The following is a 15309-nucleotide window of genomic DNA, read 5'->3' on the forward strand; positions in this document are numbered from 1 at the left end:
CCACATTTATTCGTTCGTTTCGTTTTCAAGCTTCAATCGCTCACGGATCAATGTTGCTCTCCGTTCATCACGTAGATCTGGTGATAACACCTCACCTGCATACTGTTGCAAAAATCCTGGCTGAGTTAGAATCATTAACTCATTTAAAATATTTGCAGATACATTCTCAAGCAGTCCAACATCGATACCCAGTCGAACATCAGATAAACGCTGTGTCGCTTCTTTTGATTCAATCACCCGACTATGAGAGAGGATACCATAGGAACGGTATACTCTATCTTCTAGTTGTAATTTAGAACTTTGCATCAACACTTCCCGTGCGGAACGTTCCTGTTGAATCAATTGCATAACGACATCTCGTAAGTCTTCTACAATATCTTGTTCTGATTTTCCGAGAGTTAGTTGGTTTGAAACTTGAAATAGGTTACCTAAAGCTTCGCTACCTTCACCGTAAATTCCTCTAACAACTAATCCTAATTGATTAATTGCTGGTAAAATTTTATTTAATTGACGTGTCATCGCTAGAGCAGGCAGGTGCATCATTACTGAGGCTCTTAATCCTGTCCCAACATTTGTTGGACAACTTGTTAAATATCCTCGCTTCTCATCAAATGCATAAGTCAATCTTTGTTCAATCCAATCATCCAGGGAACTGGTCGCTTCTAACCCTTTTGTAAGTTGAAATCCAGGGAAAAGATATTGAATACGTAGATGGTCTTCTTCATTAATCATCAAACTTACCGATTCATCTTCGCTTAAAATAACAGCTCCGTGCTTCGACTGCTCTGCAAGATGCGGACTTATCAGGTGCTTCTCTACTAAAACTCTCTTTTCATTTACTTTTAGATCGTCCATTAAAATAAGTTCTAATGATCCTACTTCTTTATTTTGATCCGTTAATAAAGACTCTTTTATTTGTTTTACAACCGCATTAGACTCATCCATCGTAGAGAGGAGTGGAAATTTATATTCTTTTAGGTTTCTAGCTAATCTTATTCGGCTACTTAAGACAATATCCGAATCAATACCATCTTTTTTCATCCATGGACTAATTGCTTCTGATATAAACTTTTGGAGTGACATCTTCTCACCCCTCTCCTTGGTTCTTTTTTTGTTCTAGAGCGCGAATTTGATCCCTTGTTTCCGCAGCTTGTTCAAATTCTTCTCGTTCAATATACTGTTTCATTTGATCCTTTAATGAATCAATTTCTCTTTGAAGTTGAATGCCTCCACCCACACGCACTGGTATTTTGCCAGAATGTGTGTAATTCCCACTATGGACACGCTTCAAAATAGGGTCTAATTTAGTTTCAAAACTTTCATAGCATGTGGCACAACCAAACCGGCCGGCCCGAGTAAATTGTTCATATTTCATCCCGCAATTATGGCAAACTAACTCTTTCCGACTATTAGAAGCCTCCTGCCCTGCCTTTAACGGTTGTTCAAGATGGAGAAGACCTGATAATAATTGATGGATGGAAAAGCTGTTTGATCCAGGAATATGTTCACCTTTTTCACGGGCACACTGTTCACATATATGAAATTCAGTTTTTTTCCCGTTAACGATTTTTGTAAAATGCAATGTTGCCTCTCGTTCACCACACTCTTGGCATTTCATCGCATAAACACCTCTTTCACTTTTTCATTTCTATTAACGGTCTTGTTTATAAGTTAATGTTTCGAGCATTGCCTTTAAAAGGTTTGCTCTTATTTCGTCTCGGTGTGAAATCGTGGTTTGAAACAATGTTCGATCAACTGCACTTGCCATTAGATTAGCTTCTCGTTTAGAAATAGCACCTTCTTCAAGTAGTCTCAAAATAACATTTTCTGCTGTTTGTTGATCAATTTTTTCACCTATCATTTTTATTACTTGTTCAAAGAGAGCTAGATCGTCGTGAGGCTTCACCTTAATAATTCGAATATATCCTCCGCCTCCTCGTTTACTTTCAACTACATAACCTTTTTCAATTGTAAAACGAGTGCTTATAACATAATTGATCTGCGACGGAACACATTCAAACTGTTTAGCTAGCTCACTTCGTTTAATCTCTAACAAATCATCCTTACTTTTCATTAAAGTTGATTTGAGATAATTCTCGATGATATCGGATATATTCCTCAAGCATTGACGCCTCCCCTCTCCTTGTTTTGACTTTGACTATCTTTGACTTTGAAAATATTATAATCCGTCTTTTTTAAAAGTGCAACTATTTGAGTCGTATAGTTGCTAGTATAGCCAACGACTCTTTAATGTCTACATAAAATATGTAATTCTTTCTCTATTCCCTCTATGTGAGTCAAGTAATCTTTTTTATCGGTCTTTAAATATATTATTAGCCGTAAAGCCTATCTAGACGTATCGCTTAACCGGAATTAGTTTTTTACACACAAAAAAACCATTCCAATAAGGAATGGTTTTAGGTGCCTGGCAACGTCCTACTCTCACAGGGGGAAGCCCCCAACTACCATCGGCGCAAAAGAGCTTAACGACCGTGTTCGGCATGGGAACGGGTGTGACCTCTTTGCTATCGCCACCAGACTATTTAATTGAGAGTGGTTCTCTCAAAACTAGATAATGTGTAAACATGTGTCAAGAATAATTTGGATAAGTCCTCGACCGATTAGTATCTGTCAGCTCCACGTGTCACCACGCTTCCACACCAGACCTATCAACCTCATCATCTCTAAGGGGTCTTACTGGATTAACTCCATGGGAAATCTCATCTTGAGGGGGGCTTCATGCTTAGATGCTTTCAGCACTTATCCCGTCCACACGTAGCTACCCAGCGATGCTCCTGGCGGAACAACTGGTACACCAGCGGTGTGTCCATCCCGGTCCTCTCGTACTAAGGACAGCTCCTCTCAAATTTCCTACGCCCGCGACGGATAGGGACCGAACTGTCTCACGACGTTCTGAACCCAGCTCGCGTACCGCTTTAATGGGCGAACAGCCCAACCCTTGGGACCTACTTCAGCCCCAGGATGCGATGAGCCGACATCGAGGTGCCAAACCTCCCCGTCGATGTGGACTCTTGGGGGAGATAAGCCTGTTATCCCCAGGGTAGCTTTTATCCGTTGAGCGATGGCCCTTCCATGCGGAACCACCGGATCACTAAGCCCGACTTTCGTCCCTGCTCGACTTGTAGGTCTCGCAGTCAAGCTCCCTTATGCCTTTGCACTCTTCGAATGATTTCCAACCATTCTGAGGGAACCTTTGGGCGCCTCCGTTACTGTTTAGGAGGCGACCGCCCCAGTCAAACTGCCCACCTGACACTGTCCCTGAACCGGATCACGGTTCGAGGTTAGAATGTCAGCACAGTCAGGGTAGTATCCCACCGACGCCTCCATCGAAGCTGGCGCTCCGACTTCCAAGGCTCCTACCTATCCTGTACAAACTGTACCAACATCCAATATCAAGCTACAGTAAAGCTCCATGGGGTCTTTCCGTCCTGTCGCGGGTAACCTGCATCTTCACAGGTACTATAATTTCACCGGGTCTCTCGTTGAGACAGTATCCAAGTCGTTACACCATTCGTGCGGGTCGGAACTTACCCGACAAGGAATTTCGCTACCTTAGGACCGTTATAGTTACGGCCGCCGTTTACTGGGGCTTCAATTCAGAGCTTCTCCCGTAAGGGATAACCCCTCCTCTTAACCTTCCAGCACCGGGCAGGTGTCAGCCCCTATACTTCGCCTTGCGGCTTCGCAGAGACCTGTGTTTTTGCTAAACAGTCGCTTGGATCTTTTCACTGCGGCTCTCTCGGGCATACACCCTAATAGAGCACCCCTTCTCCCGAAGTTACGGGGTCATTTTGCCGAGTTCCTTAACGAGAGTTCTCCCGAGCGTCTTAGAATTCTCTTCTCGCCTACCTGTGTCGGTTTGCGGTACGGGCACCTCTCACCTCGCTAGAGGCTTTTCTTGGCAGTGTAGGATCAGGAACTTCGGTACTAAATTTCCCTCGCCATCACAACTCAGCCTTCGCGAGAAGCGGATTTACCTACTTCTCAGCCTAATTGCTTGGACGCACATATCCATCAGTGCGCTTACCCTACCTTTCTGCGTCCCCCCATTACTCAAACGGTGAGGAGGTGGTACAGGAATTTCAACCTGTTGTCCATCGCCTACGCTTTTCAGCCTCGGCTTAGGTCCCGACTTACCCTGAGCGGACGAGCCTTCCTCAGGAAACCTTGGGCTTTCGACGGAGGGGATTCTCACCCCTCTTTTCGCTACTCATACCGGCATTCTCACTTCTAAGCGCTCCACCAGTCCTCTCGGTCTGACTTCGCAGCACTTAGAACGCTCCCCTACCACTGACACCTAAGGTGTCAATCCATAGCTTCGGTGATACGTTTAGCCCCGGTACATTTTCGGCGCAGAGTCACTCGACCAGTGAGCTATTACGCACTCTTTAAATGGTGGCTGCTTCTAAGCCAACATCCTGGTTGTCTGGGCAACTCCACATCCTTTTCCACTTAACGTATACTTTGGGACCTTAGCTGATGGTCTGGGCTGTTTCCCTCTTGACTACGGATCTTAGCACTCGCAGTCTGACTCCCGAGTAAAAGTTTTTGGCATTCGGAGTTTGACTGAATTCGGTAATCCTGTGGGGACCCCTAGTCCAATCAGTGCTCTACCTCCAAAACTCTCAACCTCGAGGCTAGCCCTAAAGCTATTTCGGGGAGAACCAGCTATTTCCGAGTTCGATTGGCATTTCACCCCTACCCACACCTCATCCCCGCATTTTTCAACATGCGTGGGTTCGGGCCTCCATTCAGTGTTACCTGAACTTCACCCTGGACATGGGTAGATCACACGGTTTCGGGTCTACGACGGCGTACTCATGCGCCCTATTCAGACTCGCTTTCGCTACGGCTCCGCCTTATCAGCTTAACCTTGCACGACATCGTAACTCGCCGGTTCATTCTACAAAAGGCACGCTGTCACCCATTAACGGGCTCCAACTAGTTGTAGGCACACGGTTTCAGGATCTGTTTCACTCCCCTTCCGGGGTGCTTTTCACCTTTCCCTCACGGTACTGGTTCACTATCGGTCACTAGGGAGTATTTAGCCTTGGGAGATGGTCCTCCCGGATTCCGACGGGGTTTCACGTGTCCCGCCGTACTCAGGATCCACTCTGGAGGAAATAGAATTTCGACTACAGGGCTGTTACCTTGTCTCGCGGATCTTTCCAGATCGCTTCGCCTATCCTATTTCTTTGTAACTCCGTATAGAGTGTCCTACAACCCCAAGAGGCAAGCCTCTTGGTTTGGGCTGTTACCGTTTCGCTCGCCGCTACTCAGGTAATCGCATTTGCTTTCTCTTCCTCTGGGTACTTAGATGTTTCAGTTCCCCAGGTCTGCCTCCTCATGCCCTATGTATTCAGGCATGGGTACTATTCCATTACGAATAGTGGGTTCCCCCATTCGGATATCCTCGGATCAAAGCTCACTTACAGCTCCCCGAGGCGTTTCGCCGTTCGTCGCGTCCTTCTTCGGCTCCTAGTGCCAAGGCATTCACCGTGCGCCCTTTCTAACTTAACCAACATTTAAAAAAGGTTGTTGAATTCTTGACATGCTCGTTCAATCTTCTCTATTAATAGAGTCCGATGAACATTTCATGTTTACATTTCATTATCTAGTTTTCAAAGAACCAAGTACTAACTCTTACTCAACTTGGTGAGAATTAGTATTTAATTGAAGGATAGTTCCTTCAAAACTGAACAAAAGACCAAAGCGTATATGATCGTAAGATCATATATCGACTAGAGTTAAATACTCCATAGAAAGGAGGTGATCCAGCCGCACCTTCCGATACGGCTACCTTGTTACGACTTCACCCCAATCATCTGTCCCACCTTAGGCGGCTGGCTCCAAAAGGTTACCTCACCGACTTCGGGTGTTACAAACTCTCGTGGTGTGACGGGCGGTGTGTACAAGGCCCGGGAACGTATTCACCGCGGCATGCTGATCCGCGATTACTAGCAATTCCGGCTTCATGTAGGCGAGTTGCAGCCTACAATCCGAACTGAGAATGGCTTTATGGGATTCGCTCAACCTCGCGGTTTTGCAGCCCTTTGTACCATCCATTGTAGCACGTGTGTAGCCCAGGTCATAAGGGGCATGATGATTTGACGTCGTCCCCACCTTCCTCCGGTTTGTCACCGGCAGTCACCTTAGAGTGCCCAACTGAATGCTGGCAACTAAGATCAAGGGTTGCGCTCGTTGCGGGACTTAACCCAACATCTCACGACACGAGCTGACGACAACCATGCACCACCTGTCACTTTGTCCCCCGAAGGGGAAAGCCCTATCTCTAGGGTTGTCAAAGGATGTCAAGACCTGGTAAGGTTCTTCGCGTTGCTTCGAATTAAACCACATGCTCCACTGCTTGTGCGGGCCCCCGTCAATTCCTTTGAGTTTCAACCTTGCGGTCGTACTCCCCAGGCGGAGTGCTTAATGTGTTAACTTCGGCACTAAGGGCATCGAAACCCCTAACACCTAGCACTCATCGTTTACGGCGTGGACTACCAGGGTATCTAATCCTGTTTGCTCCCCACGCTTTCGCGCCTCAGCGTCAGTTACAGACCAGAGAGTCGCCTTCGCCACTGGTGTTCCTCCACATATCTACGCATTTCACCGCTACACGTGGAATTCCACTCTCCTCTTCTGTACTCAAGTCTCCCAGTTTCCAATGACCCTCCACGGTTGAGCCGTGGGCTTTCACATCAGACTTAAAAGACCGCCTGCGCGCGCTTTACGCCCAATAATTCCGGACAACGCTTGCCACCTACGTATTACCGCGGCTGCTGGCACGTAGTTAGCCGTGGCTTTCTGGTTAGGTACCGTCAAGGTGCCGCCCTATTCGAACGGCACTTGTTCTTCCCTAACAACAGAGCTTTACGATCCGAAAACCTTCATCACTCACGCGGCGTTGCTCCGTCAGACTTTCGTCCATTGCGGAAGATTCCCTACTGCTGCCTCCCGTAGGAGTCTGGGCCGTGTCTCAGTCCCAGTGTGGCCGATCACCCTCTCAGGTCGGCTACGCATCGTCGCCTTGGTAAGCCATTACCTTACCAACTAGCTAATGCGCCGCGGGCCCATCTGTAAGTGATAGCAAGAAGCCATCTTTTACCGTCCCTCCATGAGGAGGAACGGGTTATCCGGTATTAGCCCCGGTTTCCCGGAGTTATCCCAGTCTTACAGGTAGGTTGCCCACGTGTTACTCACCCGTCCGCCGCTAACATCAGGGAGCAAGCTCCCATCAGTCCGCTCGACTTGCATGTATTAGGCACGCCGCCAGCGTTCGTCCTGAGCCAGGATCAAACTCTCCATAAAAGTGTTTGATTAAGCTCACTTACATAAGATACGCTAGCATCTTGTTTTAAAAATTGACGAGATATCATGTATCTCTATTTCGCTTGGCTTTTGTTCAGTTTTCAAAGAACTTGTCCGCCGCTCTTATAGCGACTTGATCATCTTAACACCGATTACAATCTGATGTCAAGCTTTATAAAAATAAATTTGGTGGAGCCTAGCGGGATCGAACCGCTGACCTCCTGCGTGCAAGGCAGGCGCTCTCCCAGCTGAGCTAAGGCCCCAATTAAAATGGTCGGGAAGACAGGATTTGAACCTGCGACCCCCTGGTCCCAAACCAGGTGCTCTACCAAGCTGAGCCACTTCCCGTACTATTAATATAAAATGGTGCGCCCTGAGAGATTCGAACTCCCGACCTTTTGATTCGTAGTCAAACACTCTATCCAGCTGAGCTAAGGGCGCAATATATGGTGCCGAGGGCCGGACTTGAACCGGCACGGTAGTCACCTACCGCAGGATTTTAAGTCCTGTGTGTCTGCCAATTCCACCACCCCGGCAGGACTTACTGCTAGAAAACCAATATACAATTGTAAAAGTATATGGAGCGGAAGACGAGATTCGAACTCGCGACCCCCACCTTGGCAAGGTGGTGTTCTACCACTGAACTACTTCCGCAATAATAATGCGGGTGAAGGGAGTCGAACCCCCACGTCATAAGACACTAGATCCTAAGTCTAGCGCGTCTGCCAATTCCGCCACACCCGCATATTAAAATAAATGGTGAGCCATGAAGGACTCGAACCTTCGACCCTCTGATTAAAAGTCAGATGCTCTACCAACTGAGCTAATGGCTCGTACAAATTTCAAGAGTGCCGGCCAGAGGACTTGAACCCCCAACCTACTGATTACAAGTCAGTTGCTCTACCAATTGAGCTAGACCGGCATATATGGTGGAGGATGACGGGTTCGAACCGCCGACCCCCTGCTTGTAAGGCAGGTGCTCTCCCAGCTGAGCTAATCCTCCATAAATAAATGCCTGGCAACGTCCTACTCTCACAGGGGGAAGCCCCCAACTACCATCGGCGCAAAAGAGCTTAACGACCGTGTTCGGCATGGGAACGGGTGTGACCTCTTTGCTATCGCCACCAGACTATTTAATTGAGAGTGGTTCTCTCAAAACTAGATAATGTGTAAACATGTGTCAAGAATAATTTGGATAAGTCCTCGACCGATTAGTATCTGTCAGCTCCACGTGTCGCCACGCTTCCACACCAGACCTATCAACCTCATCATCTCTAAGGGGTCTTACTGGATTAACTCCATGGGAAATCTCATCTTGAGGGGGGCTTCATGCTTAGATGCTTTCAGCACTTATCCCGTCCACACGTAGCTACCCAGCGATGCTCCTGGCGGAACAACTGGTACACCAGCGGTGTGTCCATCCCGGTCCTCTCGTACTAAGGACAGCTCCTCTCAAATTTCCTACGCCCGCGACGGATAGGGACCGAACTGTCTCACGACGTTCTGAACCCAGCTCGCGTACCGCTTTAATGGGCGAACAGCCCAACCCTTGGGACCTACTTCAGCCCCAGGATGCGATGAGCCGACATCGAGGTGCCAAACCTCCCCGTCGATGTGGACTCTTGGGGGAGATAAGCCTGTTATCCCCAGGGTAGCTTTTATCCGTTGAGCGATGGCCCTTCCATGCGGAACCACCGGATCACTAAGCCCGACTTTCGTCCCTGCTCGACTTGTAGGTCTCGCAGTCAAGCTCCCTTATGCCTTTGCACTCTTCGAATGATTTCCAACCATTCTGAGGGAACCTTTGGGCGCCTCCGTTACTGTTTAGGAGGCGACCGCCCCAGTCAAACTGCCCACCTGACACTGTCCCTGAACCGGATCACGGTTCGAGGTTAGAATGTCAGCACAGTCAGGGTAGTATCCCACCGACGCCTCCATCGAAGCTGGCGCTCCGACTTCCAAGGCTCCTACCTATCCTGTACAAACTGTACCAACATCCAATATCAAGCTACAGTAAAGCTCCATGGGGTCTTTCCGTCCTGTCGCGGGTAACCTGCATCTTCACAGGTACTATAATTTCACCGGGTCTCTCGTTGAGACAGTATCCAAGTCGTTACACCATTCGTGCGGGTCGGAACTTACCCGACAAGGAATTTCGCTACCTTAGGACCGTTATAGTTACGGCCGCCGTTTACTGGGGCTTCAATTCAGAGCTTCTCCCGTAAGGGATAACCCCTCCTCTTAACCTTCCAGCACCGGGCAGGTGTCAGCCCCTATACTTCGCCTTGCGGCTTCGCAGAGACCTGTGTTTTTGCTAAACAGTCGCTTGGATCTTTTCACTGCGGCTCTCTCGGGCATACACCCTAATAGAGCACCCCTTCTCCCGAAGTTACGGGGTCATTTTGCCGAGTTCCTTAACGAGAGTTCTCCCGAGCGTCTTAGAATTCTCTTCTCGCCTACCTGTGTCGGTTTGCGGTACGGGCACCTCTCACCTCGCTAGAGGCTTTTCTTGGCAGTGTAGGATCAGGAACTTCGGTACTAAATTTCCCTCGCCATCACAACTCAGCCTTCGCGAGAAGCGGATTTACCTACTTCTCAGCCTAATTGCTTGGACGCACATATCCATCAGTGCGCTTACCCTACCTTTCTGCGTCCCCCCATTACTCAAACGGTGAGGAGGTGGTACAGGAATTTCAACCTGTTGTCCATCGCCTACGCTTTTCAGCCTCGGCTTAGGTCCCGACTTACCCTGAGCGGACGAGCCTTCCTCAGGAAACCTTGGGCTTTCGACGGAGGGGATTCTCACCCCTCTTTTCGCTACTCATACCGGCATTCTCACTTCTAAGCGCTCCACCAGTCCTCTCGGTCTGACTTCGCAGCACTTAGAACGCTCCCCTACCACTGACACCTAAGGTGTCAATCCATAGCTTCGGTGATACGTTTAGCCCCGGTACATTTTCGGCGCAGAGTCACTCGACCAGTGAGCTATTACGCACTCTTTAAATGGTGGCTGCTTCTAAGCCAACATCCTGGTTGTCTGGGCAACTCCACATCCTTTTCCACTTAACGTATACTTTGGGACCTTAGCTGATGGTCTGGGCTGTTTCCCTCTTGACTACGGATCTTAGCACTCGCAGTCTGACTCCCGAGTAAAAGTTTTTGGCATTCGGAGTTTGACTGAATTCGGTAATCCTGTGGGGACCCCTAGTCCAATCAGTGCTCTACCTCCAAAACTCTCAACCTCGAGGCTAGCCCTAAAGCTATTTCGGGGAGAACCAGCTATTTCCGAGTTCGATTGGCATTTCACCCCTACCCACACCTCATCCCCGCATTTTTCAACATGCGTGGGTTCGGGCCTCCATTCAGTGTTACCTGAACTTCACCCTGGACATGGGTAGATCACACGGTTTCGGGTCTACGACGGCGTACTCATGCGCCCTATTCAGACTCGCTTTCGCTACGGCTCCGCCTTATCAGCTTAACCTTGCACGACATCGTAACTCGCCGGTTCATTCTACAAAAGGCACGCTGTCACCCATTAACGGGCTCCAACTAGTTGTAGGCACACGGTTTCAGGATCTGTTTCACTCCCCTTCCGGGGTGCTTTTCACCTTTCCCTCACGGTACTGGTTCACTATCGGTCACTAGGGAGTATTTAGCCTTGGGAGATGGTCCTCCCGGATTCCGACGGGGTTTCACGTGTCCCGCCGTACTCAGGATCCACTCTGGAGGAAATAGAATTTCGACTACAGGGCTGTTACCTTGTCTCGCGGATCTTTCCAGATCGCTTCGCCTATCCTATTTCTTTGTAACTCCGTATAGAGTGTCCTACAACCCCAAGAGGCAAGCCTCTTGGTTTGGGCTGTTACCGTTTCGCTCGCCGCTACTCAGGTAATCGCATTTGCTTTCTCTTCCTCTGGGTACTTAGATGTTTCAGTTCCCCAGGTCTGCCTCCTCATGCCCTATGTATTCAGGCATGGGTACTATTCCATTACGAATAGTGGGTTCCCCCATTCGGATATCCTCGGATCAAAGCTCACTTACAGCTCCCCGAGGCGTTTCGCCGTTCGTCGCGTCCTTCTTCGGCTCCTAGTGCCAAGGCATTCACCGTGCGCCCTTTCTAACTTAACCAACATTTAAAAAAGGTTGTTGAATTCTTGACATGCTCGTTCAATCTTCTCTATTTAAAGAGTCCGATGAACATTTCATGTTTACATTTCATTATCTAGTTTTCAAAGAACCAAGTACTAACTCTTACTCAACTTGGTGAGAATTAGTATTTAATTGAAGGATAGTTCCTTCAAAACTGAACAAAAGACCAAAGCGTATATGATCGTAAGATCATATATCGACTAGAGTTAAATACTCCATAGAAAGGAGGTGATCCAGCCGCACCTTCCGATACGGCTACCTTGTTACGACTTCACCCCAATCATCTGTCCCACCTTAGGCGGCTGGCTCCAAAAGGTTACCTCACCGACTTCGGGTGTTACAAACTCTCGTGGTGTGACGGGCGGTGTGTACAAGGCCCGGGAACGTATTCACCGCGGCATGCTGATCCGCGATTACTAGCAATTCCGGCTTCATGTAGGCGAGTTGCAGCCTACAATCCGAACTGAGAATGGCTTTATGGGATTCGCTCAACCTCGCGGTTTTGCAGCCCTTTGTACCATCCATTGTAGCACGTGTGTAGCCCAGGTCATAAGGGGCATGATGATTTGACGTCGTCCCCACCTTCCTCCGGTTTGTCACCGGCAGTCACCTTAGAGTGCCCAACTGAATGCTGGCAACTAAGATCAAGGGTTGCGCTCGTTGCGGGACTTAACCCAACATCTCACGACACGAGCTGACGACAACCATGCACCACCTGTCACTTTGTCCCCCGAAGGGGAAAGCCCTATCTCTAGGGTTGTCAAAGGATGTCAAGACCTGGTAAGGTTCTTCGCGTTGCTTCGAATTAAACCACATGCTCCACTGCTTGTGCGGGCCCCCGTCAATTCCTTTGAGTTTCAACCTTGCGGTCGTACTCCCCAGGCGGAGTGCTTAATGTGTTAACTTCGGCACTAAGGGCATCGAAACCCCTAACACCTAGCACTCATCGTTTACGGCGTGGACTACCAGGGTATCTAATCCTGTTTGCTCCCCACGCTTTCGCGCCTCAGCGTCAGTTACAGACCAGAGAGTCGCCTTCGCCACTGGTGTTCCTCCACATATCTACGCATTTCACCGCTACACGTGGAATTCCACTCTCCTCTTCTGTACTCAAGTCTCCCAGTTTCCAATGACCCTCCACGGTTGAGCCGTGGGCTTTCACATCAGACTTAAAAGACCGCCTGCGCGCGCTTTACGCCCAATAATTCCGGACAACGCTTGCCACCTACGTATTACCGCGGCTGCTGGCACGTAGTTAGCCGTGGCTTTCTGGTTAGGTACCGTCAAGGTGCCGCCCTATTCGAACGGCACTTGTTCTTCCCTAACAACAGAGCTTTACGATCCGAAAACCTTCATCACTCACGCGGCGTTGCTCCGTCAGACTTTCGTCCATTGCGGAAGATTCCCTACTGCTGCCTCCCGTAGGAGTCTGGGCCGTGTCTCAGTCCCAGTGTGGCCGATCACCCTCTCAGGTCGGCTACGCATCGTCGCCTTGGTAAGCCATTACCTTACCAACTAGCTAATGCGCCGCGGGCCCATCTGTAAGTGATAGCAAGAAGCCATCTTTTACCGTCCCTCCATGAGGAGGAACGGGTTATCCGGTATTAGCCCCGGTTTCCCGGAGTTATCCCAGTCTTACAGGTAGGTTGCCCACGTGTTACTCACCCGTCCGCCGCTAACATCAGGGAGCAAGCTCCCATCAGTCCGCTCGACTTGCATGTATTAGGCACGCCGCCAGCGTTCGTCCTGAGCCAGGATCAAACTCTCCATAAAAGTGTTTGATTAAGCTCACTTACATAAGATACGCTAGCATCTTGTTTTAAAAATTGACGAGATATCATGTATCTCTATTTCGCTTGGCTTTTGTTCAGTTTTCAAAGAACTTGTCCGCCGCTCTTATAGCGACTTGATCATCTTAACACTTATTTGATTTAGCGTCAAGAAGTTTTTTAAGTTGATTTGTGTTAGTCGCTTCGTTTATTGCGTTGTTGCCTTAGCGACAAGTAATAATATACCACCCTCAATAAGAGATTGCAATAACTTTTATAAACTTTTTTTAAAAGTATTTTATATCGGTATTTAATGATTCATTATATCGGATATAAACTATAGAAGAAAGAGTCATTAATAAAGACAAAAAAAGATCTAGGTTATGATCATAACCTAGATCTTTTTGCTTTATTCGCCTTGCTCACGGTTTCTCATTTGCGGGAATAATAGAACATCACGAATAGATGGTGAGTTTGTCAGTAACATGACTAAACGATCGATCCCAATTCCAAGTCCTCCAGTAGGTGGCATACCATACTCAAGCGACTCCACAAAATCTTCATCCATCATATGAGCTTCATCATCACCTTGCTCGCGTTCGACTAACTGTTGTTCAAAACGTTGGCGTTGATCAATTGGATCATTTAACTCGGAGAACGCATTTGCATGCTCACGTCCAACAATGAATAATTCGAAGCGATCCGTGAAGCGCTCGTCTTCAGGATTTTTCTTTGCAAGTGGAGAAATAGCAGTTGGATGACCATAGACAAATGTAGGTTGGATTAACGATTCTTCAACGAAGTGTTCAAAGAACTCATTTACAACATGACCATATGTCATCGTCTCTTTTACATGCACACCATGTTCTTTCGCAATGGCACGGGCTTGTTCATCACTCATCTCAGGCCAGAAATCAACACCTGATTTTTCTTTAATTGCATCAACCATGTGTATACGAGTCCATTTAGGCTCTAGGTCAACTTCATGTTCACCATACGTCACCTTAGTTGTGCCTAATACTTCTTGAGCAATATGAGCCACAAGCTCTTCTGTTAACGCCATAATGTCTTGGTAGTCCGCATACGCTTCGTATAGCTCAATCATTGTAAATTCAGGGTTGTGTCTAGTTGATACCCCTTCATTACGGAATACACGGCCAATTTCATAAACCTTCTCCATCCCACCTACAATTAAGCGTTTCAAGTGAAGCTCGATGGCAATACGCATATAAAGTGTCATATCAAGCGCATTATGATGTGTAACGAATGGACGAGCTGATGCCCCACCAGCAATTGAATGCATTGTTGGCGTTTCAACTTCTAGGAATCCTCGGTTATCTAGATAACGACGCATCGATTGAAGGATTCTACTACGTAATACAAACGTATCGCGCACTTCAGGGTTCATAATTAAGTCCACATACCGTTGACGATAACGTTGCTCAATATCTTTTAACCCGTGGAATTTATCTGGAAGTGGGCGTAATGACTTAGATAGAATTTGAAAATCGGTTACCTTAACAGATAACTCACCGACTTTAGTTTTAAAGGCTGTACCAGTTACGCCAACAATATCACCAATATCAATAGAAGTGAAAAGACCATATTGTTCTTCACCAATTGCATCCTTACGAACATAAATTTGGACTTGTCCAGATAGGTCTTGAATATGGGCAAAGCCAGCTTTACCTTTGCCACGCTTTGTCATAATACGTCCAGCAAGTGTTACTTTATGGCCTTGTTCTTCTAAATCTTCTTTAGATAAATCAGCAAATGCTTTTTCCATTGTCTTGGCTGTATGTGTTCTTTCAAACCGTCCACCAAATGGGTTTGTGCCTTGTGCTTCTAACTGTGAAAGCTTATCGCGACGCACAGCAAGCAAATCATTTAATTCGACCTCTTGGCTCATTACCTACTCATCTCCTCTATTTAACTCAATCATTTTAAGCTAACCAACTCGAGTCAACCTTCTTGTATGAATCATCCCAGATCAACTTATTACTAATCATTATACAGTTTTTTTCTACATAGAAAAACTGCCAGTGATTAGCTG

General features: G+C 47.6%; 4 protein-coding genes, 9 tRNA genes and 6 rRNA genes. All 19 read right to left on the reverse strand.

Annotated elements, in window-relative coordinates:
• Positions 1-6: 6 nt before the first annotated feature.
• Entirely contained in the window at positions 7-1083 is a 1077-nt protein-coding gene (locus AB3N04_RS10900; RefSeq protein WP_368505971.1) for a protein arginine kinase, read from the reverse strand.
• Between the two features lie 4 nt (positions 1084-1087).
• A complete protein-coding gene (locus AB3N04_RS10905) occupies positions 1088-1618 on the reverse strand; it encodes a UvrB/UvrC motif-containing protein (protein WP_368505972.1) in 531 nt (176 codons plus the stop codon).
• A gap of 33 nt (positions 1619-1651) precedes the next feature.
• Positions 1652-2122 (reverse strand): CtsR family transcriptional regulator, encoded by a 471-nt coding sequence (locus AB3N04_RS10910; RefSeq protein ID WP_317123845.1) that lies wholly within the window; start codon positions 2120-2122, stop codon positions 1652-1654.
• A 301-nt stretch (positions 2123-2423) separates the two neighbouring features.
• Positions 2424-2539: ribosomal RNA gene (gene rrf, locus AB3N04_RS10915) — 5S ribosomal RNA — on the reverse strand.
• A gap of 62 nt (positions 2540-2601) precedes the next feature.
• Positions 2602-5541: ribosomal RNA gene (locus tag AB3N04_RS10920) — 23S ribosomal RNA — on the reverse strand.
• Between the two features lie 242 nt (positions 5542-5783).
• Positions 5784-7335, reverse strand: a 16S ribosomal RNA gene (locus AB3N04_RS10925).
• Between the two features lie 187 nt (positions 7336-7522).
• Positions 7523-7598: transfer RNA gene (locus AB3N04_RS10930), tRNA-Ala, on the reverse strand.
• 8 nt (positions 7599-7606) lie between these two features.
• Positions 7607-7683, reverse strand: a tRNA-Pro gene (locus tag AB3N04_RS10935).
• A 16-nt stretch (positions 7684-7699) separates the two neighbouring features.
• Positions 7700-7776: transfer RNA gene (locus tag AB3N04_RS10940), tRNA-Arg, on the reverse strand.
• A gap of 6 nt (positions 7777-7782) precedes the next feature.
• Positions 7783-7871, reverse strand: a tRNA-Leu gene (locus tag AB3N04_RS10945).
• A 43-nt stretch (positions 7872-7914) separates the two neighbouring features.
• Positions 7915-7989: transfer RNA gene (locus AB3N04_RS10950), tRNA-Gly, on the reverse strand.
• An 8-nt stretch (positions 7990-7997) separates the two neighbouring features.
• Positions 7998-8079: transfer RNA gene (locus AB3N04_RS10955), tRNA-Leu, on the reverse strand.
• A 13-nt stretch (positions 8080-8092) separates the two neighbouring features.
• A tRNA-Lys gene (locus AB3N04_RS10960) sits at positions 8093-8168 on the reverse strand.
• A 16-nt stretch (positions 8169-8184) separates the two neighbouring features.
• Positions 8185-8257, reverse strand: a tRNA-Thr gene (locus AB3N04_RS10965).
• A gap of 5 nt (positions 8258-8262) precedes the next feature.
• A tRNA-Val gene (locus AB3N04_RS10970) sits at positions 8263-8338 on the reverse strand.
• 10 nt (positions 8339-8348) lie between these two features.
• Positions 8349-8464 (reverse strand): 5S ribosomal RNA (rrf, locus tag AB3N04_RS10975).
• 62 nt (positions 8465-8526) lie between these two features.
• Positions 8527-11466 (reverse strand): 23S ribosomal RNA (locus tag AB3N04_RS10980).
• A 242-nt stretch (positions 11467-11708) separates the two neighbouring features.
• Positions 11709-13260: ribosomal RNA gene (locus AB3N04_RS10985) — 16S ribosomal RNA — on the reverse strand.
• The 16S, 23S and 5S rRNA genes sit together here with 9 tRNA genes alongside, the layout of an rRNA operon.
• 405 nt (positions 13261-13665) lie before the next feature.
• On the reverse strand, positions 13666-15165 hold the full coding sequence (lysS, locus tag AB3N04_RS10990; RefSeq protein WP_368502876.1) for a lysine--tRNA ligase: 1500 nt from the start codon (positions 15163-15165) through the stop codon (positions 13666-13668).
• Positions 15166-15309: the final 144 nt, after the last annotated feature.

Origin of the sequence: Alkalihalophilus sp. As8PL, assembly GCF_040939795.1 — a bacterium.
Classification (GTDB): domain Bacteria; phylum Bacillota; class Bacilli; order Bacillales; family Bacillaceae_D; genus Alkalihalophilus; species Alkalihalophilus lindianensis.